The organism is Streptomyces sp. NPDC050439, from assembly GCF_040655335.1.
Classification (GTDB): Bacteria; Actinomycetota; Actinomycetes; order Streptomycetales; family Streptomycetaceae; genus Streptomyces.
This window is the reverse complement of sequence record NZ_JBFAJT010000007.1, coordinates 238,642-259,091: the sequence shown is the minus strand read 5'-3', so window position 1 is coordinate 259,091 and position 20,450 is coordinate 238,642. Positions and strand designations below refer to the sequence as shown.

The 20,450-nt window shown below is 68.7% G+C and carries 18 protein-coding genes and 1 pseudogene; 4 read left to right on the top strand and 15 right to left on the bottom strand.

Annotated elements, in window-relative coordinates; all coding sequences use genetic code 11:
* Nucleotides 1-28: 28 nt before the first annotated feature.
* The 4 genes from AB0I66_RS28965 to AB0I66_RS28950 all read right to left on the bottom strand — a co-directional run bounded on the left by AB0I66_RS28965 (nt 29) and on the right by AB0I66_RS28950 (nt 4,210).
* Nucleotides 29-403 carry an FKBP-type peptidyl-prolyl cis-trans isomerase gene (locus AB0I66_RS28965; RefSeq protein ID WP_363210887.1) on the bottom strand — a complete coding sequence of 125 codons (375 nt, stop codon included), beginning with the start codon at nt 401-403 and terminating at the stop codon, nt 29-31.
* Between the two features lie 44 nt (nt 404-447).
* Nucleotides 448-1,449 carry an FKBP-type peptidyl-prolyl cis-trans isomerase gene (locus AB0I66_RS28960; RefSeq protein WP_363211144.1) on the bottom strand — a complete coding sequence of 334 codons (1,002 nt, stop codon included), beginning with the start codon at nt 1,447-1,449 and terminating at the stop codon, nt 448-450.
* A 130-nt stretch (nt 1,450-1,579) separates the two neighbouring features.
* Nucleotides 1,580-2,941: a Pup--protein ligase gene (pafA, locus tag AB0I66_RS28955; protein ID WP_135334215.1), complete on the bottom strand. Its 1,362-nt coding sequence runs from the start codon at nt 2,939-2,941 to the stop codon at nt 1,580-1,582.
* A 9-nt stretch (nt 2,942-2,950) separates the two neighbouring features.
* Nucleotides 2,951-4,210 (bottom strand): MFS transporter, encoded by a 1,260-nt coding sequence (locus tag AB0I66_RS28950; protein ID WP_363210886.1) that lies wholly within the window; start codon nt 4,208-4,210, stop codon nt 2,951-2,953.
* A 68-nt stretch (nt 4,211-4,278) separates the two neighbouring features.
* Here AB0I66_RS28950 and AB0I66_RS28945 point away from each other — a divergent pair, with 68 nt between their 5' ends.
* Complete coding sequence (locus AB0I66_RS28945; protein WP_363210885.1) at nt 4,279-5,367, top strand: LacI family DNA-binding transcriptional regulator; 1,089 nt, start codon at nt 4,279-4,281, stop codon at nt 5,365-5,367.
* A 64-nt stretch (nt 5,368-5,431) separates the two neighbouring features.
* Here the strand turns inward: AB0I66_RS28945 and prcA are convergent, their stop codons facing one another.
* The 6 genes and pseudogenes from prcA to arc form a co-directional block, all read right to left on the bottom strand.
* Nucleotides 5,432-6,196: a proteasome subunit alpha gene (gene prcA, locus AB0I66_RS28940; RefSeq protein WP_363210884.1), complete on the bottom strand. Its 765-nt coding sequence runs from the start codon at nt 6,194-6,196 to the stop codon at nt 5,432-5,434.
* A 60-nt stretch (nt 6,197-6,256) separates the two neighbouring features.
* Nucleotides 6,257-7,102, bottom strand: a complete 846-nt coding sequence (gene prcB / locus AB0I66_RS28935) for a proteasome subunit beta (RefSeq protein ID WP_363210883.1) — start codon at nt 7,100-7,102, stop codon at nt 6,257-6,259.
* A pseudogene (locus AB0I66_RS28930) lies at nt 7,054-7,249 on the bottom strand (recombination endonuclease VII); the annotation flags it as partial. The pseudogene AB0I66_RS28930 and the gene prcB, both read right to left, overlap by 49 nt.
* Before the next feature lie 70 nt (nt 7,250-7,319).
* Nucleotides 7,320-7,538, bottom strand: coding sequence for a ubiquitin-like protein Pup (locus AB0I66_RS28925; protein WP_249590985.1), 219 nt, complete (start codon nt 7,536-7,538; stop codon nt 7,320-7,322).
* Nucleotides 7,539-7,662: 124 nt separating this feature from the next.
* Nucleotides 7,663-9,174 (bottom strand): depupylase/deamidase Dop, encoded by a 1,512-nt coding sequence (gene dop / locus AB0I66_RS28920; protein ID WP_363210882.1) that lies wholly within the window; start codon nt 9,172-9,174, stop codon nt 7,663-7,665.
* Nucleotides 9,175-9,386: 212 nt separating this feature from the next.
* Nucleotides 9,387-11,153 (bottom strand): proteasome ATPase, encoded by a 1,767-nt coding sequence (gene arc, locus AB0I66_RS28915; RefSeq protein ID WP_363210881.1) that lies wholly within the window; start codon nt 11,151-11,153, stop codon nt 9,387-9,389.
* Between the two features lie 254 nt (nt 11,154-11,407).
* Here arc and AB0I66_RS28910 point away from each other — a divergent pair, with 254 nt between their 5' ends.
* Nucleotides 11,408-11,722, top strand: coding sequence for a ferredoxin (locus tag AB0I66_RS28910; protein WP_363210880.1), 315 nt, complete (start codon nt 11,408-11,410; stop codon nt 11,720-11,722).
* 109 nt (nt 11,723-11,831) lie between these two features.
* Here the strand turns inward: AB0I66_RS28910 and AB0I66_RS28905 are convergent, their stop codons facing one another.
* The 3 genes from AB0I66_RS28905 to AB0I66_RS28895 form a co-directional block, all read right to left on the bottom strand.
* The gene (locus AB0I66_RS28905) at nt 11,832-12,419 is read right to left on the bottom strand and encodes a hypothetical protein (protein WP_363210879.1); all 588 of its coding nucleotides are present in this window, start codon (nt 12,417-12,419) and stop codon (nt 11,832-11,834) included.
* 202 nt (nt 12,420-12,621) lie between these two features.
* Nucleotides 12,622-13,533, bottom strand: coding sequence for a tRNA (adenine-N1)-methyltransferase (locus AB0I66_RS28900; protein ID WP_249590980.1), 912 nt, complete (start codon nt 13,531-13,533; stop codon nt 12,622-12,624).
* 49 nt (nt 13,534-13,582) lie between these two features.
* Nucleotides 13,583-15,265: a site-2 protease family protein gene (locus AB0I66_RS28895; RefSeq protein WP_363210878.1), complete on the bottom strand. Its 1,683-nt coding sequence runs from the start codon at nt 15,263-15,265 to the stop codon at nt 13,583-13,585.
* 128 nt (nt 15,266-15,393) lie between these two features.
* On the opposite strand from AB0I66_RS28895, the gene AB0I66_RS28890 reads away from it, so the two are divergent.
* Nucleotides 15,394-16,275: a RecB family exonuclease gene (locus AB0I66_RS28890; RefSeq protein WP_363210877.1), complete on the top strand. Its 882-nt coding sequence runs from the start codon at nt 15,394-15,396 to the stop codon at nt 16,273-16,275.
* 14 nt (nt 16,276-16,289) lie between these two features.
* Nucleotides 16,290-16,961: a response regulator transcription factor gene (locus tag AB0I66_RS28885; protein WP_135332738.1), complete on the top strand. Its 672-nt coding sequence runs from the start codon at nt 16,290-16,292 to the stop codon at nt 16,959-16,961.
* Nucleotides 16,962-17,036: 75 nt separating this feature from the next.
* Here the strand turns inward: AB0I66_RS28885 and AB0I66_RS28880 are convergent, their stop codons facing one another.
* Both AB0I66_RS28880 and AB0I66_RS28875 read right to left on the bottom strand, forming a co-directional pair.
* Nucleotides 17,037-18,623, bottom strand: coding sequence for an ABC transporter substrate-binding protein (locus AB0I66_RS28880; protein ID WP_363210876.1), 1,587 nt, complete (start codon nt 18,621-18,623; stop codon nt 17,037-17,039).
* A gap of 72 nt (nt 18,624-18,695) precedes the next feature.
* The gene (locus tag AB0I66_RS28875; RefSeq protein ID WP_363210875.1) at nt 18,696-20,303 is read right to left on the bottom strand and encodes an ABC transporter substrate-binding protein; all 1,608 of its coding nucleotides are present in this window, start codon (nt 20,301-20,303) and stop codon (nt 18,696-18,698) included.
* Nucleotides 20,304-20,450 lie beyond the last annotated feature (147 nt).

Genomic DNA, 20,450 nt, shown 5'->3' with positions numbered 1-20,450 from the left:
CTGTCCTCAGTCGTCGCTCGGTCGTCGCTCAGACGCCGACGAGGTCACAGACGAAGATCAGGGCCTCGCCGGGCGCGATACGGCCGCCACCGGCGCCGCGCTCGCCGTACGCGAGGTGCGAGGGAATGGTCAGACGGCGGCGTCCGCCGACCTTCATGCCCTGGACGCCCTGGTCCCAGCCGGCGATGACCTGACCGGCGCCGAGCTGGAACTGGAGCGGCGTGCCGCGGTTCCAGGAGGCGTCGAACTCTTCACCGGTGGAGAAAGCCACGCCCACGTAGTGGACGGAGACGGTGGCGCCCGCCTTGGCCTCCGGGCCGTCGCCCTCCCAGATGTCCACGATCTGGAGGTCGGTGGGGACCGGGCCCTCGGGGAAGTCGATCTCGGGCTTCTCGATGCTCACGTCTAATGCTCCTGCTTTGATACGAATGGCCGGCCGGGACAGTGTTACATCTTCGCGAGGATGTCCACGGTGAAGACCAGCGTGGAGTCCTTCTTGATGGTGCTGCCCTGCGGCGGCTGGTCACCGTACCCGAGCTTCGGGGGGACGACGACCAGGACGCGGCTGCCGACCTTCTTGCCGGTCAGGCCCTGCGCCCAGCCCTTGACGACCTGCGCGAGCTGGAACGAGGCCAGTTCGTTCCTCTTGTACGAGGAGTCGAACTCCTTGCCGTCGGCCCACAGCACGCCCTTGTACTGGCACAGGAGGCTGTCGGTCTCCTTGATCTCCTCGCCGTCGCCCTCAAGGATGTAGTTCGCCACGAGCTTCTTCGGGGCGTCCTTCTTCGGGACGTCGATCGAGGGGGCCTTGCCGTCCGTGTTCGTGCCGACCTTGGGCAGGTCGATGTTGGACTGCGCGACCTCCTTGCCCTTGGCCGAGCTCTTGGCGCTGAAGGTGCCCACCAGGTCGACGACGAAGACCAGCGTGTCGTCGCCCTTGATGCCCGCCTGCTTGTTGCCCTCCGTGCCGTAACCCATCTTCGGCGGGATCGCGAGCTGCACACGGCTGTCGAGCTTCTTGCCCACGAGCGCCTGGTCCCAGCCGGGGATGACCTGACCGGTGCCGATCGGGAAGACCGTGGGGTTACCGCGGTCGTACGAGTTGTCGAAGACCTTCGCCGTGGCCCAGATCTGGCCGAGGTAGTTCGCCTGGAGGTAGTCGCCCTTCTTCACCACGGCGCCCTTGCCCTCGACCAGGGTCTTGACCGCCAGGTCGGAGGACGGCTTGCCCGGCCCCTTCGCGACGGTCGGCTTCTGGCCGAACTTCGTCCCCTTCGTGATCTCGGGCAGCGGCCCGTCCACGATCTTCGCCGTCGGTGCGGCCGAGGTCGAGTTGGAAGGGGCTGGGCTGTCGCTGGGCTTGGCCTTGTCGGCCTTCTTGTCGTCACCACACCCGGCCAGCGTGAGCAGGCCGGCCGGAACAGCAAGGAGGAGTGAGCGTCGGCGCACGGTGGGGGCCTCGTATCGGTCGATCTTGTCGGTTGGCGTGCGCGCAACTCTACGCATGGAGAAGGGCGCCGTACGAGGAACGTACGGCGCCCCGCGTTGCGTTCCCGCAACGCACCTGCTGTATCCGGGGTTACATGCCGGCGATCAGCTTCTCCACCCGGTCGTCCACCGACCGGAAGGGGTCCTTGCACAACACGGTGCGCTGTGCCTGGTCGTTGAGCTTCAGGTGCACCCAGTCGACCGTGAAGTCGCGGCGCTGCTCCTGGGCCCTGCGGATGAAGTCGCCCCGCAGCCGCGCGCGGGTGGTCTGCGGCGGCACCGACTTGCCCTCGAAGATCTTCAAGTCGTTGCAGATGCGGGCGGCTTGCCCCTTCCTCTCCAGGAGGTAGTACAGCCCGCGACGGCGGTGGATGTCGTGGTACGCGAGGTCTATCTGCGCGACCCGCGGATGCGACATGGTCATGTTGTTCTTCGCTCGGTACCGCTCGATGAGCTTGTACTTCATGACCCAGTCGATCTCGGTGCCGATGCGGTCGAGGTCCTCGGCCTCGATCGCGTCGAGCGTGCGGCCCCACAGCTCCAGGACCTGCTCGACCGTGCCCGTGCGGATGCCGCGGCGCTCCACGAAGTCCACGGCCTTCTCGTAGTACTCGCGCTGGACCTCGAGGGCGGATGCCTCGCGGCCGCTGGCCAGACGCACCTTGCGGCGGCCCGTGATGTCGTGACTGACCTCGCGGATCGCCCGGATCGGGTTCTCCAGGGTCAGGTCGCGCATCACCGTGCCCGCTTCGATCATGCGCAGCACGAGGTCGGTGGCGCCGACCTTCAGGAGCATGGTCGTCTCGGACATGTTCGAGTCACCGACGATGACGTGCAGCCTGCGGTAGCGCTCGGCGTCCGCGTGCGGTTCGTCGCGGGTGTTGATGATCGGCCGGGAGCGGGTGGTCGCGGAGGAGACCCCTTCCCAGATGTGCTCGGCACGCTGGCTGACGCAGTACACGGCGCCGCGTGGAGTCTGCAGCACCTTGCCCGCGCCGCAGAGCAGCTGTCGCGTGACGAGGAAGGGAATGAGGATGTCCGCGAGCCGCGAGAACTCCCCGTGCCGGGCCACCAGATAGTTCTCGTGGCAGCCGTAGGAGTTTCCCGCCGAGTCGGTGTTGTTCTTGAAGAGATAGACGTCGCCCGCGATTCCCTCCTCGTGCAGGCGGCGTTCGGCGTCGACGAGCAGGCCTTCCAGAATGCGCTCGCCCGCCTTGTCGTGCGTGACCAGCTCGGTCACGTTGTCACATTCCGGTGTTGCGTATTCCGGATGTGACCCGACGTCAAGATAGAGGCGGGCGCCGTTCCGCAGAAAGACGTTGCTGCTGCGGCCCCATGAGACAACACGGCGGAAGAGGTAGCGCGCCACCTCGTCAGGCGACAGACGGCGCTGTCCCCTAAACGTGCACGTGACGCCGTACTCATTCTCCAGCCCGAAAATGCGGCGGTCCATGACTGAACATTACGCCTGATGCCCTGCCCTGAAACCGGGTTCGACGGCACCGTTTCGATCATTTTCCGATGAACCCGCAACGACCGCCGAATCAGCGGGGAGTACGAGCACCCGAGCGGTGGCCAGCAGGACGAGCAGCGCGGCGGCGCCGGCGCCCCCCGGAACGGCGAAGCCCCACACGGTCCCGCCCCACTCCACGACCGGCCCCGCGGCGGCCGTGCCGAGCGACGCGCCGACCGTGAACGTGGTCACGAGCCAGGAGAACGCCTCGGTGACGGTGCCCCGCGGCGCGTGCCGGTCCACGATGATGAACGCGCACGCGAGCGCCGGCGCGAGGAAGATTCCGGCGACGGCCGCGAGGCCCGTCATGGCGACCGTGCCTGGCGTCAGGGTCAACGGCCAGTAGCAGAGCGCGAGCAGGGCCACCAGGACGGTCAGCCGCTTCTCCGGTACGCCGGCCCACTGGCGCGCCCCGTACACGGAACCGCCGACCAGGGCGCCGAGCCCGAGCGCCGCCATCATCCAGCCGTACACCGCGTCGCCGCCGTGCTCGTCGGCGTACGACACACCGGCGACCGTGATGGAGCCGAGCGCCATGCCGATGAAGAGGAAGGCGCCGAGCAGCGCGATGAGCCCGGGTGAGCGCAGCGCGCCGAGCCAGTGCGCCTCACGGGGCGCCGAGCGCCACGCGCGCGAGGGCTGCGACAGCACCACGGAGAGGGCACCGAGCACACCGATGGCGTTCACCACGAGCAGCGCGGCCTGCTCGGACCAGAGCGCGACGCAGGCCGTGACGAGCAACGGCCCGACGGTGAACATGATTTCCTGCGCGATGGCGTCCATGGCGTACGCCCTGTGCACCTGCTCCTCCTTGCCGAGGACGCTGGACCACAGCGCGCGCAGGCCGCCTTCGAGGGGCGGCGTGAAGAGGCCCGCCACGCCCACCGCGACATACGCGAGGCCGAGTGAGTCGGGTCCGGTGAAGGCGAAGGCCCCCATGCCGAGGGCCGAGACGATCGCGGAGGGAAGCTGGATGCGCGGCTGCCCGTACAGGTCCACCAGGCGGCCGAGCAGCGGCTGGCCCACCGCGTTGGCCACGCCGTACACCGCGGCGAGGGCGCCGGCCAGGCTGTAGCTCCCGCCCTCGGCGCGGATGAACAGCACGACGGCGATCGCGGCCGTCGCGTTCGGCAGCCGGCCCACCAGGGTGCCCGCGAGCAGCCGACCGGCGTGTCTGGTCCGAAGGATCTCCGCGTATCCACCAGCCATGGTTCCCGCCCCTCTCCCTGCGCCGCCGCGCCGAGGTTTTACGTATAACGTCGAGCGTCATACGTACCATGAGCGCTCTCCGCGGGTCCATCCCGATCTCCCCCGCGGCACCGACCTGGGAGGTACCAGTAGTGGCCGGGCCAGAGCAGGAGGCCGGGGGGCCACGCCCCACGAGCCGCGACGTCGCACGGGCCGCCGGGGTCTCCCAGGCCACCGTCTCCCTGGTGTTCGGCGAGAAGTGGCGCGGCCGCGTCGCCGAGCGGACCGCCGAACGCGTCCGGGCCACCGCCCTCGAACTGGGCTACCGCCCCAACCTCGCCGCCCGCAATCTCCGCCTCGGCCGCACCAGGACCGCGCTGCTCGTCGTCCCCGCCCTCACCAACGAGTTCTTCGCCCGCCTCTACACCGGAGCCGCCCGCGTCGCCGCCGAACACGGCTTCGGAGTGGTCCTCTACCCCTCCCCCGAAGGCATCGGCCCCGCCCGGGACCCCTTCGGCTCCAGCCGCGCCGCCCTCGACGGCATCCTCGCGTCCTCCATGGCCTCCGACGCGCTCGCCACCATCCAGGGCGACGCGCTTCCCCTGGTCATGCTCGACAGCGACCCGGCCGACAGCCTCGGCGCCGCCACCGTCAACCTCGACATCGGCGACGGAATGCGCCGGGTGACCGAGCATCTCCTCGCCCTGGGCCACCGTGACTTCCTGCACCTCGCCGCGGGCGTCGACTCCTGGACCTTCGACGTACGCTCCGATGCCCTCGCGGCGGCCCTGAGGGGCACCGACGCGGCCGTACGCACCGTCCGGGCACTCCTCACCGTCGAGGACGCCCACGCGGCCGCTGAAGCCGCCCTGTCAGCGCCCGGGCCCCGCCCCACCGCGCTCGTCTGCGACGACGACATCCTTGCCGCGGGCGCCTGCAAGGCGGCCCGCCGCCTCGGTCTGCGCGTGCCCGAAGACCTCTCGGTGAGCGGCTTCGACGACCTCACGCTGGCGACCGCCGTGGAACCCGAACTCACCACCGTGCGGCTCCCGGCGGAGCAGTTCGGCGAACGCGGCATGACCTCCCTGCTCGCCGTCCTCGACGGCCGCACGCCCCCGACCGACACGCTCCCCGTCGAACTGGTGATCCGCGGCTCGACCGCCCCCGCCGCCCGCTAGACATGTGTGCGCCCCGTGTCCCGGCCACAGGGCCGGGACACGGGGCGCACACGAACGGACGTGCCTACTCGTCGTCGGAGCCGGCGTCCAGCTCTTCGTTGTCGGACTCGGCGTCCGTGGGGGCCGACGCGCCCCCTTCGAGCAGCCGCGCGAGCTGACGCCCGACGATCCGCTTGAACTTGCGCTGCTGCGGCCGCGTACGGTCGAGGACCGCCACCTCCAGGCGCTCCGCGGGGATCTCCCGCTCGCTGCCGTTCGTGTCGCGGGACAGCGACTGCACGGCCAGCTTCAGGGCCTCCGCCAGCGTCATCCCGTCACGATGACGCTGATCGAGATAGGTGCTGATCTGTTCGGCGTTGCCGCCGACCGCGACCGAGCCGTGCTCGTCCACGATCGAACCGTCGTGCGGCAGCCGGTAGATCTGGTCGCCGTCCGGCGTGGCACCCACCTCGGCGACGACCAGCTCGACCTCGTACGGCTTCTCCGCGTTGCTCGAGAAGATCGTGCCCAGCGTCTGGGCGTAGACGTTCGCGAGTCCACGGGCCGTCACATCGTCACGGTCGTACGTGTATCCACGGAGGTCGGCGTACCGCACGCCGCCGATCCGCAGGTTCTCGTACTCGTTGTACTTGCCGGCGGCGGCGAAGCCGATCCGGTCATAGATCTCGCTGAACTTGTGCAGCGCACGGGACGGGTTCTCGCCGACGAACACGATGCCATCGGCGAACTGCAGCACAACAAGGCTGCGACCGCGGGCGATGCCCTTGCGGGCGTATTCCGCCCGGTCGGCCATGGCCTGCTGGGGTGAGACATAGAACGGCGTCGACACCGGCTATCCGTCCCTTTCTGTCAGTGACTGAAACTGAAGTCAGTGGCGAATACGGATCGATCAGAGCAGCGAGGCCCGCGGGCCGTCGGGCTGCTCCAGGCGCCGCTCCAGGATCGAGCGGGCGATCTCGGAGGACTCCTCCTCCGCCAGCCTCCGGAAACCCTCTTCGGAGATCACGGTGACGATCGGATAGATCCGGCGGGCGACATCGGGGCCACCTGTCGCCGAGTCGTCGTCCGCCGCGTCGTACAACGCCTGCACGACGAGGGTCGTCGCCTCCTGCTCCGTCAGGTCCTTGCGGTAGAGCTTCTTCATCGCTCCACGCGCGAAGACCGAACCGGAGCCGGTGGCCGCGAAACCGTGCTCCTCGGAACGGCCGCCCGTGACGTCGTACGAGAAGATGCGGCCCTTCTCGCGGTCCACGTCATACCCCGCGAAGAGCGGGACGACGGCCAGGCCCTGCATGGCCATGCCCAGGTTCGACCGGATCATCGTGGAGAGACGGTTCGCCTTGCCCTCCAGGGAAAGCGTGGCGCCCTCGACCTTCTCGAAGTGCTCGAGCTCCAGCTGGAAGAGCTTGACCATCTCGACCGCGAGCCCGGCGGTGCCGGCGATGCCGACCGCTGAGTACTCGTCGGCCGGGAAGACCTTCTCGATGTCGCGCTGCGCGATGACATTGCCCATGGTCGCCCGCCGGTCACCGGCGAGCACCACGCCACCGGGGAACGTCGTCGCCACGATCGTCGTGCCGTGCGGCGCCTCGATGACACCCTGCGTGGGCGGCAACTGCCGGTTGCCCGGCAGGATCTCGGGCTGATGCTCGGACAGGAAGTCCATGAAGGACGAGGAACCAGGCGTCAGGAAGGCAGCTGGTAGACGCCCGGTGCTACGAGTGTTGGCTTCCACGCGTTTCCTTCCAGGTAAGTGACGGCCGGGCGCTGAGCGCCGGGAGCGTGTCCCAACTCGCCGGTGGCCGATTTGCAGTTGAAGCGAATTACGTCTGAAGGGCTGTTCGTCACGGACCCTACCCGCCTCGCGGCGGTGATCCACATGTGTGGTCCAGGGGGTTGAGGTGCGTGGCCGGGTACCGCGCCACGCACGCCCGCACCGCGTCCGCCACGCCCTACTGTCCGCCCTTTTGTACGAACGAACGTACGAAGTCCTCGGCATTCTCCTCGAGGACGTCGTCGATCTCGTCCAGAACGGAGTCCACGTCGTCGCTCAGCTTCTCCTGGCGCTCCTTGAGGTCCTCGGAGCCCTGCGCTTCCTCTGTCTGCTCCTCGACCTCCTCGGTGGAACGCGTCGCCTTCTGCTGTCCGCCGCCGGTGTCCTTGGTCGCCATCTACCTCACCCCGCTCGTTCGGTTCGATGCACTTGATCAGACCCTATAAGCCAGGCCTGACATCGGCCCCGTAGTTACTGCAACGTCCGGGGACCACCTCGATGATTCCCACCCGCCGGGTCTTTCAGCCTCCGGAAAGCACCCGGACCAGATCCTCCGCCGTGCGGCAGCGGTCAAGGAGCTCCTTGACGTGGTTCCGCGTGCCGCGCAGCGGCTCCAGTGTGGGCACACGCTGGAGGGAGTCGCGGCCCGGCAGGTCGAAGATGACCGAATCCCACGAGGCCGCGGCCACGTCGTCCGCGTACTGCTCGAGGCAGCGGCCGCGGAAGTACGCGCGTGTGTCCTCCGGGGGCTTGGCCTGGGCACGCTCGACCTGAGGCTCCTCCAGGAGGCGCTTCATCTTGCCGCGTGCCACCAGACGGTTGTAGAGGCCCTTGTCGGGCCGTACGTCCGCGTACTGGAGGTCGACCAGGTGCAGGCGTGCCGCGTCCCAGTCGAGGCCGTCACGGCGGCGGTAGCCCTCCATGAGTTCCCGCTTGGCGACCCAGTCGAGCTCTCCGGAGAGGCTCATCGGATCGCTCTCCAGGCGGCCGAGGACGTCTTCCCAACGGGACAGGACGTCCTTGGTCTGTTCGTCGGCGTCGGAGCCGTGCCGCTCCTCCACGTACTTGCGGGCCAGCTCGAAGTACTCCATCTGGAGCTGGACAGCGGTGAGTGTCCGCCCGCTACGGAGCGTGATCAGACGCTGGAGCGTCGGATCGTGGGAGACCTGGTGCAGGGTTCGCACGGGCTGGTCGACGGCGAGATCCACCGCGATGAAGCCGTCCTCGATCATGGCGAGGACCAGCGATGTCGTGCCCAGCTTCAGATACGTCGAGATCTCGGAGAGGTTCGCGTCGCCGATGATCACATGCAGGCGGCGGTACTTCTCCGCGTCCGAGTGCGGCTCGTCCCGGGTGTTGATGATGGGCCGCTTGAGGGTGGTCTCCAGGCCCACCTCGACCTCGAAGTAGTCCGAGCGCTGGCTGAGCTGGAAGCCGTGCTCGTGCCCGTCCTGGCCGATGCCGACGCGTCCCGCGCCGGTGACGACCTGCCGGGAGACGAAGAACGGCGTCAGGTGGCGCACGATGTCCGAGAAGGGGGTCTCCCGCTTCATCAGGTAGTTCTCGTGCGTGCCGTAGGAGGCGCCCTTGTTGTCGGTGTTGTTCTTGTAGAGGTGGATCGGTTGGGCCCCCGGCAGCTGCGCGGCGCGTTCGGCCGCCTCCGCCATGATGCGCTCGCCGGCCTTGTCCCACAGGACGGCGTCCCAGGGGTTGGTGACCTCGGGTGAGCTGTACTCGGGGTGCGCGTGGTCCACGTAGAGACGCGCCCCATTGGTGAGGATCACGTTGGCGAGGCCGATGTCCTCATCGGTGAGCTGACTGGCGTCGGCGGTCTCGCGGGCGAGGTCAAAGCCCCGCGCGTCCCGCAGGGGGTTCTCCTCCTCGAAGTCCCAGCGGGCGCGTCGCGCCCGGTGCATCGCCGCGGCGTAGGCGTTGACGATCTGGGACGAGGTGAGCATGGCATTGGCGTTCGGGTGGCCGGGGACGGAGATGCCGTACTCCGTCTCGATGCCCATTACTCGCCGTACGGTCATGCGGCCCTCCTTGCCCGGCGGCGCTCCCCTCCGGGAACGGCGCTCAAGTACCGCTGGTTCTCCGGTGCGTGTGCGGTGCCCGTCCCCGCACTGCGCGCTCGGCGGTACCGAAGAGCCTAGAGCGCCTTTGCGCTGGTGGGGAGATCATTGCCTTCATTGAAAAACAGACGGCTGCGGGTACCCACGAAGGACACCCGCAGCCGTCCTGTCTTCTACAGGTACTGACCGGTGTTGGCCACCGTGTCGATGGAGCGTCCGGTGTCCGCGCCCTGCTTTCCGGTGACGAGCGTACGGATGTAGACGATCCGTTCGCCCTTCTTGCCGGAGATGCGGGCCCAGTCGTCCGGGTTGGTGGTGTTGGGCAGGTCCTCGTTCTCCTTGAACTCGTCGATGCAAGCCTGCAGGAGGTGGGAGACCCTGATGCCCTTCTGGTTGGCGTCGAGGAAGGCCTTGATGGCCATCTTCTTGGCGCGTCCGACGATGTTCTCGATCATGGCGCCGGAGTTGAAGTCCTTGAAGTACAGGACTTCCTTGTCGCCGTTGGCGTACGTCACCTCGAGGAAGCGGTTCTCCTCGGACTCCGCGTACATCTGCTCCACGACGGACTGGATCATGCCGTCCACGGTGGTGCGCCGGTCGGCGCTGTGTTCGGCGAGGTCGTCCGCGTGCAGCGGGAGCCGCTCGGTGAGGTACTTGGCGAAGATGTCCTTCGCCGCCTGTGCGTCCGGGCGCTCGATCTTGATCTTCACGTCGAGTCGTCCGGGGCGCAGGATCGCCGGGTCGATCATGTCCTCACGGTTGGAGGCACCGATGACGATGACGTTCTCCAGGCCTTCCACGCCGTCGATCTCGGCGAGCAGCTGGGGGACGATGGTGTTCTCCACGTCCGAGCTGACACCGGATCCGCGGGTGCGGAAGAGGGATTCCATCTCGTCGAAGAAGACGATGACGGGGGTACCCTCGCTCGCCTTCTCCCTCGCACGCTGGAAGACCAGGCGGATGTGACGCTCGGTCTCACCGACGTACTTGTTGAGGAGTTCGGGGCCCTTGATGTTGAGGAAGTAGCTCTTCCCCGATGCCTGTCCGGTCACCTCGGCGACCTTCTTGGCAAGGGAGTTGGCGACGGCCTTGGCGATGAGCGTCTTGCCGCAGCCGGGAGGCCCGTACAGCAGGACGCCCTTGGGCGGCCGCAGTTCGTGCTCCCTGAAGAGGTCCGGGTAGAGGTAGGGCAGTTCGACCGCGTCGCGGATCAGCTCGATCTGGTTGCCCAGGCCGCCGATCTGCTCGTAGCCGATGTCCGGTACCTCTTCGAGGACGAGCTCTTCGACCTCGCTCTTGGGAACCACCTCGTACACGTACCCGGAGCGGGGTTCCAGCAGGAGTGCGTCACCGGGGCGGATGGTGACGTCGAGGAGTGGTTCGGCGAGCCGGACCACCCGCTCCTCGTCGGTGTGCCCGACCACCAGGGCGCGCTCGCCGTCCTCAAGGATCTCCTTGAGGGTGACGATGTCTCCCACGCTCTCGTACTCCATGGCCTCGACCACGTTGAGCGCTTCGTTGAGCATTACTTCCTGGCCACGCCTGAGCTCTTCGAGCTCCACGCCGGGGCTGACGTTCACCCGGAGCTTGCGGCCCCCGGTGAAGATGTCCGCCGTGCCGTCCTCGTTCGCCACGAGGAAGACTCCGAAGCCGGCCGGCGGCTGCGCGAGCCGGTCGACCTCTTCCTTGAGGGCCACGATCTGGTCGCGGGCCTCACGGAGCGTGTTGGCGAGCCGCTCGTTCTGCGCGGACACGCCGGCCAGATTGGTCTGCAGCTCGACGATCCGCTCTTCGAGAATCCTCGTATGACGCGGAGAGTCGGCGAGCTTGCGTCGCAGGACGGCGATTTCCTGCTCGAGATAGGCAACCTGACCGGCGGGGTCCTCAGACCCTCGCCCCGGCCGGATGCCGCGGTTGATGTCGTCGTCGTGGGCTGCCACGGTCCTCACCTCCTCCAAGGGGAGCTGGACGCTTCCAGACCCTACCTGGGTGGGTGTCGATTGAAACCCCTAGATCACAAAGACGGTAGAGGTGTGTCCGATCTTCACCCTTGCGCTCTCCCTCACGTCAGGTCATTACCCACCCAACAACATCGGAAAGCGGGCGGTTGTATCGTCGAAGCGTTCAACACCCGTCAGGGCTGGCCCGACTTGCTGCCAAGTCGGCTCACTCGGCGTGACGACCGGCAGGAGAGATGACCGTGGGAGAGAAGGCCGGTACCGGCTCCGAGAGCCGTGATCCACTGGAGGTCTGGATCGACCAGGACCTCTGCACCGGCGACGGCATCTGTGCGCAGTACGCGCCTGAGGTCTTCGAGCTGGACATCGACGGACTGGCTTATGTGAAGAGCGGCGACGACGAGCTGTTGCAGGCTCCGGGCGCCACAACGCCCGTTCCGTTGCCGCTTCTGCGTGACGTGGTCGACTCGGCGAAGGAGTGCCCGGGTGACTGCATTCACGTGCGCCGCGTTTCGGACAGGGTCGAGGTCTATGGTCCCGACGCGGCCTGAGGCCGCGCAGTCCGCGGACTCCGCGGACTCCGCGAACTGACGCATGAACAGGGGCCTGTGCCCGCCGCTGGACGGCGGGCACAGGCCCCTGTTCATGCGGCACGCGCTGTCACACGGTGTGCGCCTCGGCCGGCGTGGACCGCGCGAACGTGCCGTCTTTCCATTGCCACTTGGCCGCGTCCTTGAGGTCGGGGCAGCAGCTGGGCACGTTCGGTGCGGAGTAGCCGAGGAGTGTGGCGGTGATCACACCGTCACGTACGGCGAAGTCGCTGACGTTCTGGCGGTCCTTCGGGTCGACGAGGGTGGCGACGACGCGGGGCTTGCCCTGCGTGGGGCGGGTGATGACGTACACGCCGTCGGGCGGTGTGCCCGATCCGGCGGCGCAGTGCACCACGGCGACGGTCTCGGGCCTGCCGTCCCCGTCGAGGTCCCCGGACGCCTTCTTCTTGACGACGGGTTTCACCTTGCCGCAGGCGAGGGGGAACGTGACGGTGGCCGGATCCGGTGCGGTCGCGGGCGGCGCGGGGGCCGCGGCGGTCTTGCCGGACGGCTCGGAGCTCGGCTGGGCGGCGGTCGCGGGGTCGGGCTGCAGGAACGACGAGCCTGCGATGACGGCGGCGAGCGCGGCCGCGGTGGCCAGCCAGTGGATGGGGCGGGTGGTGTTGTGTGCCAGTTCCGGGACGGCGGGGTGCTGCACTAGGAGTGTCTCCTGTGAGGGCTGTGCCGGTGGGGGAGGTGGCCAGCATCGTGCCATACCTCACAGTGCGGCGGAACACCGGGGGTCGGCGACTTCCGGAACGGAAAGGCGCCGCCGCCGAGTTCCCCGGGCTTCGGGGGAACTCGGCGACGGCGCCTGTGCGTTCAGCGGTGGTGCGCGCTTGCCTGTGTCGCCGGGGCGGTCAGCGCTCCGCGCGGGGTGTGCCGCCGTCGGCGTTCGGGCCGGTGTAGTCGTCGCCGTAGGCGCCCTTGGAGGGGCGGCGGCGGCGCATGGGCGGCTCGACGCCGTCCGCGAGGCGGCGGGCGGTGAGCAGGAAGCCGGTGTGGCCGATCATGCGGTGATCGGGGCGGACGGCCAGGCCCTCGACGTGCCAGTTGCGGATCATCGATTCCCAGGCGGTCGGCTCGTTGAAGCCGCCGATCTCGCGGATGGACTCGACGGTCCGGGCGAGCTGGGTGGTGGTCGCCACGTAACAGCACAGGATGCCGCCGGGGACGAGCGCCTTGGAGACGACGTCCAGGCACTCCCAGGGGGCGAGCATGTCGAGGATGACGCGGTCGACGTCGGTGTCGCTCAGGTTGTCCTGGAGGTCGCCGACGGTGAGCTGCCAGGCGGGGTGCGGGGCGCCGAAGTAGCGCTCCACGTTCTGCTGGGCGATCTCGGCGAAGTCCTCGCGGCGCTCGTACGAGTGCAGCATTCCCTCGTCGCCGATGGCGCGCAGGAGGAAGCTGCTGAGCGAGCCGGAGCCCACGCCCGCTTCGACGACGCGGGCGCCGGGGAAGATGTCGGCGAAGGCCAGGATCTGCCCCGCGTCCTTGGGGTAGACCACGGCGGCGCCGCGGGGCATGGACAGGACATAGTCGGGGAGCAGGGGGCGCAGCGCGAGGTAGGCGACGTTTCCCGTGGTGCGGACAACGCTGCCCTCGGGAGCACCGATCAGCTCGTCGTGGGGGAAGGAACCCTTGTGGGTGTGGAAGTTCTTCCCGGCCTCGAGCGTGAACGTGTAGTGGCGGCCCTTGGGGTCGGTCAGCTGAACCTGGTCCCCGACCTTGAAGGGCCCGCGTCGGCGGGCGGCACCGGTCGGTTCGGACATGTGACCAGCCTACCGGGCCGTGCGGGGGCCGCCGACCAGGGTGGCGGGGTCAGCTGGGGCGGGCCATCGCCTTGACGAAGGCGCGCTCAACGTCGGCGGCGGACAGCACCCCGTAGATCTCGCCGGAGGCCTCGACCACGAGGTATTCGGTGGCGGGCGTCGCCCGGAGGGTGTCGAGGAGTTCCTCGCCGGCCAGTTCGGCGGAGATCCGCATGCCTTCGGTGATGTCCTGGGCCAGGCCGCTGACGGTGACCCAGGGGCGGCGGTGCTCGGGCACGCCGACGATGGCCGCCTCACGGACCACCGACATGGGGTCGCCGTCGGCGTCGACCACGACGAGGGCGCGGGCCCCGGAGGCGTTGGCGCGGCGCAGCGCCTCGGAGAGCGGGGTGCCCGATTCGACGGGGACGGCGCGGCGGGTCAGGGCGCGGGCGCGGAGCTCGGGCAGATGCTCGCGCAGGCGTGCCATGCGCAGGCTGTTGCCGGCGCCGGTCCAGATGATCGCGGCGAGGATCGCGGCAAGGAGGGCGTCGGTGACGGTGTCCATGCCGCCGATGTCCTGGCTCTCGCCGCCGAGGGCACCGGACTGGTTGAGCAGGGGCAGGCCGATCAGGACGGAGATGGCGAGCGCGCGGCCGACCCAGGCCGCGGCGATGGTGCCGCTCATGGGCTTGCCGGTGATCTTCCAGACGACGGCGCGGAGCATGCGGCCGCCGTCCAGGGGCAGGCCGGGCAGGAGGTTGAAGGCGGCGACGATGAGGTTCGAGATCATCAGCCCCGCGAGCAGGACGCCGGGTACGGTGCCGGGCTCCACGAGGCGCATGGCCCCGTAGAAGACGCCCGAGAGGACGAGGGAGAGCAGCGGGCCCACGAAGGCGAGGACGAACTCGCGTCCGGGGGTCTCGGACTCCTTCTCGATCTCCGAGACGCCGCCGAAGAACTGCAGCTGGATGCGGCGCACCGGCAGCTTGTAGCGCAGGGCGACGACGGTGTGCGCCAGTTCGTGGACGAGCACGGAGGCGTAGAACGCGACGGCGAAGAAGAGCGAGACCAGATAGCGGGCGGCGCCCAGTTCGGGCAGGACGCGGTCGAGCTGGCCGCCGAAGACCCAGGTGATGAGGGCGGCGACCAGGAACCAGCTCGGCGCCACGTACACGGGCACGCCGAAGGGGCGTCCCATCAGGAGCCCTCCCCCGGGGCCCTTCTTGCCCTGGGGCGGGGTGGCCTTCGGGGCTGGGCCGTGGGTGGCGTGCGCGAACTCGGGGTGCGTGTCGTGCGGGGGCTTTCCGGGCGCGGCGGCGGAGGTCCGGCCGGGTTCGGCAGCCGGGGTCTCGCCCGGACCGGGGACCTGCGGTGCGTTCCCGGGCGGGCCTTGCGGCGCTTGCTCAGAGGTGCCCTGCGGCGCCGTGGGCGTGTCCTGCCGGGGCTTCGTGAGGGGGGTGGCGGCCGGCAGGGGCTCGTCCGTCGGGCGCGCGGCCTCGGCGGGGGCGGGCCCGGGGGCATCGGCGCTCGGCCGGGGCCGGGCGGCGTCGCCCGTGCTGTCGGCGCCGTTCGCGGCCGCGGGGTCCTGCGCGCCCGCGGGGCTGTCGGAGGCGTCCTGTGGCTGCCTCCCGGAGTCGGCCGTGTCCACCGGGCGTGACGTTTCGGGGTGGCCGGAGCCGTCGGGGGCATCCGGCCGCCGACCGTCCGTCCCGTCGGGCTGCGGCCTGCCGCTCCCGCCGCTCTCGTCCACGATGTCCCCTCGTTCGAAGCGTCCCTCGCCCCTGCCCGGCGCGGTACACGCACGATCATGCAGGGCGAGAGGGTCTGTCGTCGATGGTATGCGGCCGTTGTCGGTGGCGGGTCGTAGGGTCTGTCCCTATGGAAACCAGCACCGACGGTGTCGTGACGGCCGTGCGTCCGGCGTCCCTGTCGCCCTCGCGCGCCAGTGACTTCATGCAGTGTCCGCTGCTCTACCGGTTCCGGGTCATCGACAAGCTGCCGGAGAAGCCGAGCGAGGCGGCGACCCGCGGCACGCTGGTGCACGCCGTCCTCGAGCGGCTCTTCGACGCGCCCGCGGGTGAGCGGACGGCGACGAGCGCCAAGTCGCTGATCCCGGGCCAGTGGGACCGTCTGCGCGAGGCCAAGCCGGAGCTGACGGAGCTGTTCGCGGGCGACGAGCGGGGGGAGCGGCTCGCGCGCTGGCTGGCGGACGCGGAGAAGCTCGTCGAGCGGTGGTTCACCCTGGAGGACCCCACCCGGCTCGAGCCCGCGGAGCGGGAGCTGTTCGTGCAGGCGGAGCTGGAGTCCGGCCTGAAGCTGCGCGGCATCATCGACCGCGTGGACGTGGCGCCCACCGGCGAGGTGCGGATCGTCGACTACAAGACGGGCAAGGCCCCCCGCCCCGAGTACTCGGAGGGCGCCCTCTTCCAGATGAAGTTCTACGCCCTGGTGGTGTGGCGGCTGAAGGGCGTGGTCCCGCGCCGCCTCCAGCTGGTCTATCTGGGCAGCGGCGACGTCATCACGTACGACCCCAGGATCGAGGACCTCGAACAGGTCGAGCGGAAGCTGCACGCGCTGTGGGAGGCGATCACGCTCGCCACCGAGACGGGTGACTGGCGGCCCAGGCCGACGAAGCTCTGCGGCTGGTGCGACCACCAGGCCGTATGTCCGGAATTCGGCGGGACTCCCCCGCCGTACCCCCTTGCGGTGAGGGTGCCCGAGTCCGAAGAGGACGCGCAGGGCAGAATGGCCCCGGGCTAGCGAAGGAGAGTTACGTGGCGATCCGTGTCCTACTGGTCGACGACCAGCCACTGCTGCGCACGGGATTCCGGATGATTCTGGAGGCCGAGCAGGACGTCGCGGTGGTCGGCGAGGCCGGGGACGGCCTGCAGGCTCTCGACCAGGTGCGGGCGCTGCAGCCCGATGTGGTCCTGATGGACATCCGTATGCCGCGGATGGACGGCGTCGAGGCGACCCGGCAGATCACCGGGCCCGGCCGGGACGGTCCCGCGAAGGTCCTGGTCCTGACCACCTTCGACCTCGACGAGTATGTGGTGGAGGCGCTGCGCGCGGGTGCCAGCGGCTTCCTGCTCAAGGACGCCCCGGCGAACGAGCTGGTGCAGGCGATCCGCGTGGTCGCGTCGGGCGAGGCGATGCTCGCGCCGAGCATCACCCGCAGGCTCCTCGACAAGTACGCCGGTCATCTCCCGTCGGGTGACGAGCCGGTGCCGGACACCTTGCACACGCTCACCGAGCGGGAGGTCGAGGTCCTCAAGCTGGTGGCGCGCGGCCTGTCGAACGCGGAGATCGCGGCAGACCTGTTCGTGAGCGAGACGACGGTCAAGACGCATGTGGGCCATGTGCTCACGAAGCTCGGCCTGCGCGACCGGGTGCAGGCCGCCGTGTACGCGTACGAGAGCGGTCTGGTGCGCCCCGGCGCCCAGTGACGGCGACACAGTCAGAAGCATGAAGGCGGCCGCCCCTCCCGGGGGCGGCCGCCTTCGTGCGTCGTGTCCGTGGGATCAGGCCTTGCTGAGTTCCCAGAAGCGGAACACCGTCGACGCGTCGAGGCACGACTCCACGCCGTACACGTCGTCACGGATGACCGCGTACTGCTTGGCCTGCCAGACCGGCAGGATCGGCAGCTCGTCGGCGACGGTCTCCTGGAGCTCGGCGTAGTCCTCGTCGGTCTTGGTGCGGTCGGTCTCGGCGGCGGTGCCGGGGATGATCTTCCCGGTGATGTCGCTGTTCGTGTAGCCGTTGCCCAGGACGTTGCCCTTGCCGAAGAACGGCTGCGTGAAGTTGTCCGGGTCCGGGTAGTCCGGCACCCAGCCCTTGACGTAGACGCCGTACTTGCCGGACTTGATGTCCCGCTCGTACTGGCTGAATTCGATCGACTTCACGTCGGCGTCGAAGAGACCGCTCGCGTTGAGCTGCTTGGCGATCGCCTTCAGCTCCTGGTCGGTCGAGGGGCCGTAGCGCGAGGGCGTGGACCAGAGCGTGAGCTTGACCTTGCCGCTCAGACCGTCGGCACGCAGGGCCGCCGCGGCCTTGGAGCGCTGCGGGCGGGCGCCGTAGGTGTCGAAGAAGGCGGTGTTGTGACCGCCGATCCCGGCCGGGACGATCGAGTACAGCGGCGTCGCCGTGTCCCGGTAGACGTCCCTGACCAGGGCGTCGCGGTCGAGCAGGTACGCCATGGCCTTGCGCACGCCCAGCTTGCCGGCGACCGGGTCCTTCATGTTGAAGACCAGGTGCTGCACCTCGGCGCTGGTGCCCTCGACGACGTCGATGTTCTGGCTGGCGTCGGAGGTGTCGGCCTCGATGTCCGCGATGTCGGACGCGGCGAGTCCTCGGTACGCGATGTCGATCTTGTCGTCCAGGAGTGCCTTCTTCAGGCCCTTCTGGTCGTCGTGGAAGAACTTGAGCGTGACGCCCTTGTTCTTCACCTCGGCGGTGCCCTTGTAGTCGGGGTTGACCGAGAAGACCGCCTGGTTCTTGTCGAAGGAGTCGAGCTTGTACGGTCCCGAACCGGTGGCCTCGTCACCGCCGCGCAGGGAGTTCATGTCGTACGACGCGTGGTCGACGATGGAACCGGCGCCGGAAGCGATCTTGCTGGGGAAGGTCGCGTCGGCGTACTTGAGCTTGAAGACGACCTTCTTGGCGTTCGGGGTCTCGACGCGGTCCAGCATCGGGAACATGATCGCGGGGCCGTCGTCGTCGTTGATCTTCATCATGCGGTCGAAGGAGAACTTGACGTCCTTCGAGGTCAGCGCGTTGCCGTTGCTGAACTTCAGACCGTCCCGCAGCGTGCACTCGAAGACTCTGGTCTCGGTGTCCGTGAAGCCGCACTCCTCGGCGGCCTCGGGCTCCGGCTCCGTGCCCCCGTTGGGGAAGCTCATCAGGGACTGGAAGACGTTGTTGAACAGGAGCCACGAGCCGGGGTCGTAGCCGGATGCCGGGTCGGTGGCCAGGACGTCGTCCGACATCCCCATCACCACGGATTCGCCGTCCTCCCCCGCTCCACCCGTTTCCGTGCCGCAGCCGGTCAGCAGAGCCGCGGCCAGCCCTCCCGAGAGGGGAAGGGCCAGCCACTGGTTACGCAAATTCACGAACGTGCCTTGTCGTTGATGTCATTCGGTGGAGCGAAGCCCGGCGGTCCTGTGTGCCGGTGTGCGCGGAGGTCAGCCGCTCACACCGCGCCCGAGCTCCCACAGCTGCAGGTTCGAGGACGAGTTGAGGGCCCACTCGACGCCCGTGATGTCGTCGCGGGCGGCGATGTACTGCTTGCCCTGCCAGAGCGGAAGCACCGGCACGTCCTCGGCGACGATGTCCTGGATCTTCTTGATGCTCTTGGAGGCGGTGAGCCGGTCCGCCTCACGGCGCGAGTGCGGGAGCAGCTCGTCGTTGATGGTGCTGTTCACGTACGGCGAGCCGAGGATGTTGTCCTTGTCGAGGAACGGCGTGAGGAAGTTGTCGGCGTCGGGGAAGTCCGGGAACCAGCCCATCCCGTAGACGTCGTACGCGCCCTTCTGCTCGGCCGGGCGGAAGGTGTTCCAGTCCGTGCCCTTGATCGACACGTCGAACAGGCCGCTCTCGTTGAGCTGCTTGCGAAGGAGCTCGAACTCCTTCTTGGTGCCCGGGCCGTAGTGGTCCGTCGTGTAGTGCAGGGTGAGCTTGACCGGCGTGCTGATGTCGGCCTTCTGCAGCAGGCTGCGGGCCTTGGACGCGCTCGGGTCGTTGTAGCGGTTGAAGAACGAGTTGGTGTGGCCCGTGATCGTGGCGGGCACCAGGGAGTACAGCGGCTCGGCGGCGTCGCCGTAGACGCCGGTCGCGAGGGCGCCGCGGTCGACGACCTGCGCCATGGCCTGGCGGACGGCCTTGGACTTGACGGTGGTGGCGTCCGTGTTGAAGCCGAGGTAGCGGATCTCCAGGCCGGGCGTCTCGACCAGCTCGATGTTGTTGCCCGGGTCCTCGTCGAGCTGCTTGATCTGCTCGGGCGACATGGTGCGCGTCATCATGTCGAGGTCGCCGCTCTCGAGGGCCTTGCCCATCGCGTCGGCGGACTCGTAGGTGCGCATCTCGATCTTGTCGCTCTTGGGCTTGTACGCACCCTTGTAGTTGGGGTTCTTGGAGAACACCGTCTTGACGAGGTCGTTGCCCTCGACCTCTTGCTTGGCCGTGTAGGGGCCGGAGCCGTCCAGGTCGAAGCCGTCGCGCAGCTTGTTCTTGGCGTAGTGGTCCGAGCTGATGATGCCCGCGATGGGCGTGGCCAGCTTGTACGGGAACGTCGCGTCGGGGCTCTTGAGGTGGAAGACGACACCCCGGTCGCCCTCGGTCTCGATCGCGTCGACGTTGGACACCATGCCGGCGGAGCCGCTGGGGTCCTTGATCTTGATGTCCCGCACCCGCTCGATGGAGAACTTCACATCGCTCGCGGTCAGCGGCTCGCCGTCGGCGAACTTCAGGCCCTTGCGCAGCGTGCACTCGTAGCGCTCGTTGCCGGTGTCGGTGAAGCCGCATCTCTCGGCCGCGTCGGGCTCGGGGTCTCCGCCGCCGCGCGGAGCGGCCATCAGCGTCTGCACCGTCTGGCGCACGACGTTCCAGGAGCCCGCGTCGTAGGCGTACGCGGGGTCGAAGGGGGCCGGGATCTCGGGTGAGGTGGAGAACCGGTCCGTGGTGCCGACGGCGATCGCGTCGTCTCCCCCACCGTCGCCCGCCCCTCCGCAGGCCGCGAGCGCGGGAGCGAGCAGACCTATGACGGCCGGCAGCACCAAAGTCTTACGGTTCATGCTCGACGTTCTCCAGAGCTGTTGGTCCCGTCCGGACCGACAACGAGGGGTGGGGTCAGCCGGTCCGTGGGGGCAGGGCGATGTTCTCGCGACGACATTAGTCCGCGCCGCCAGGAGGGCTGGAAGGGACCGGAGTTGACCCTCAAT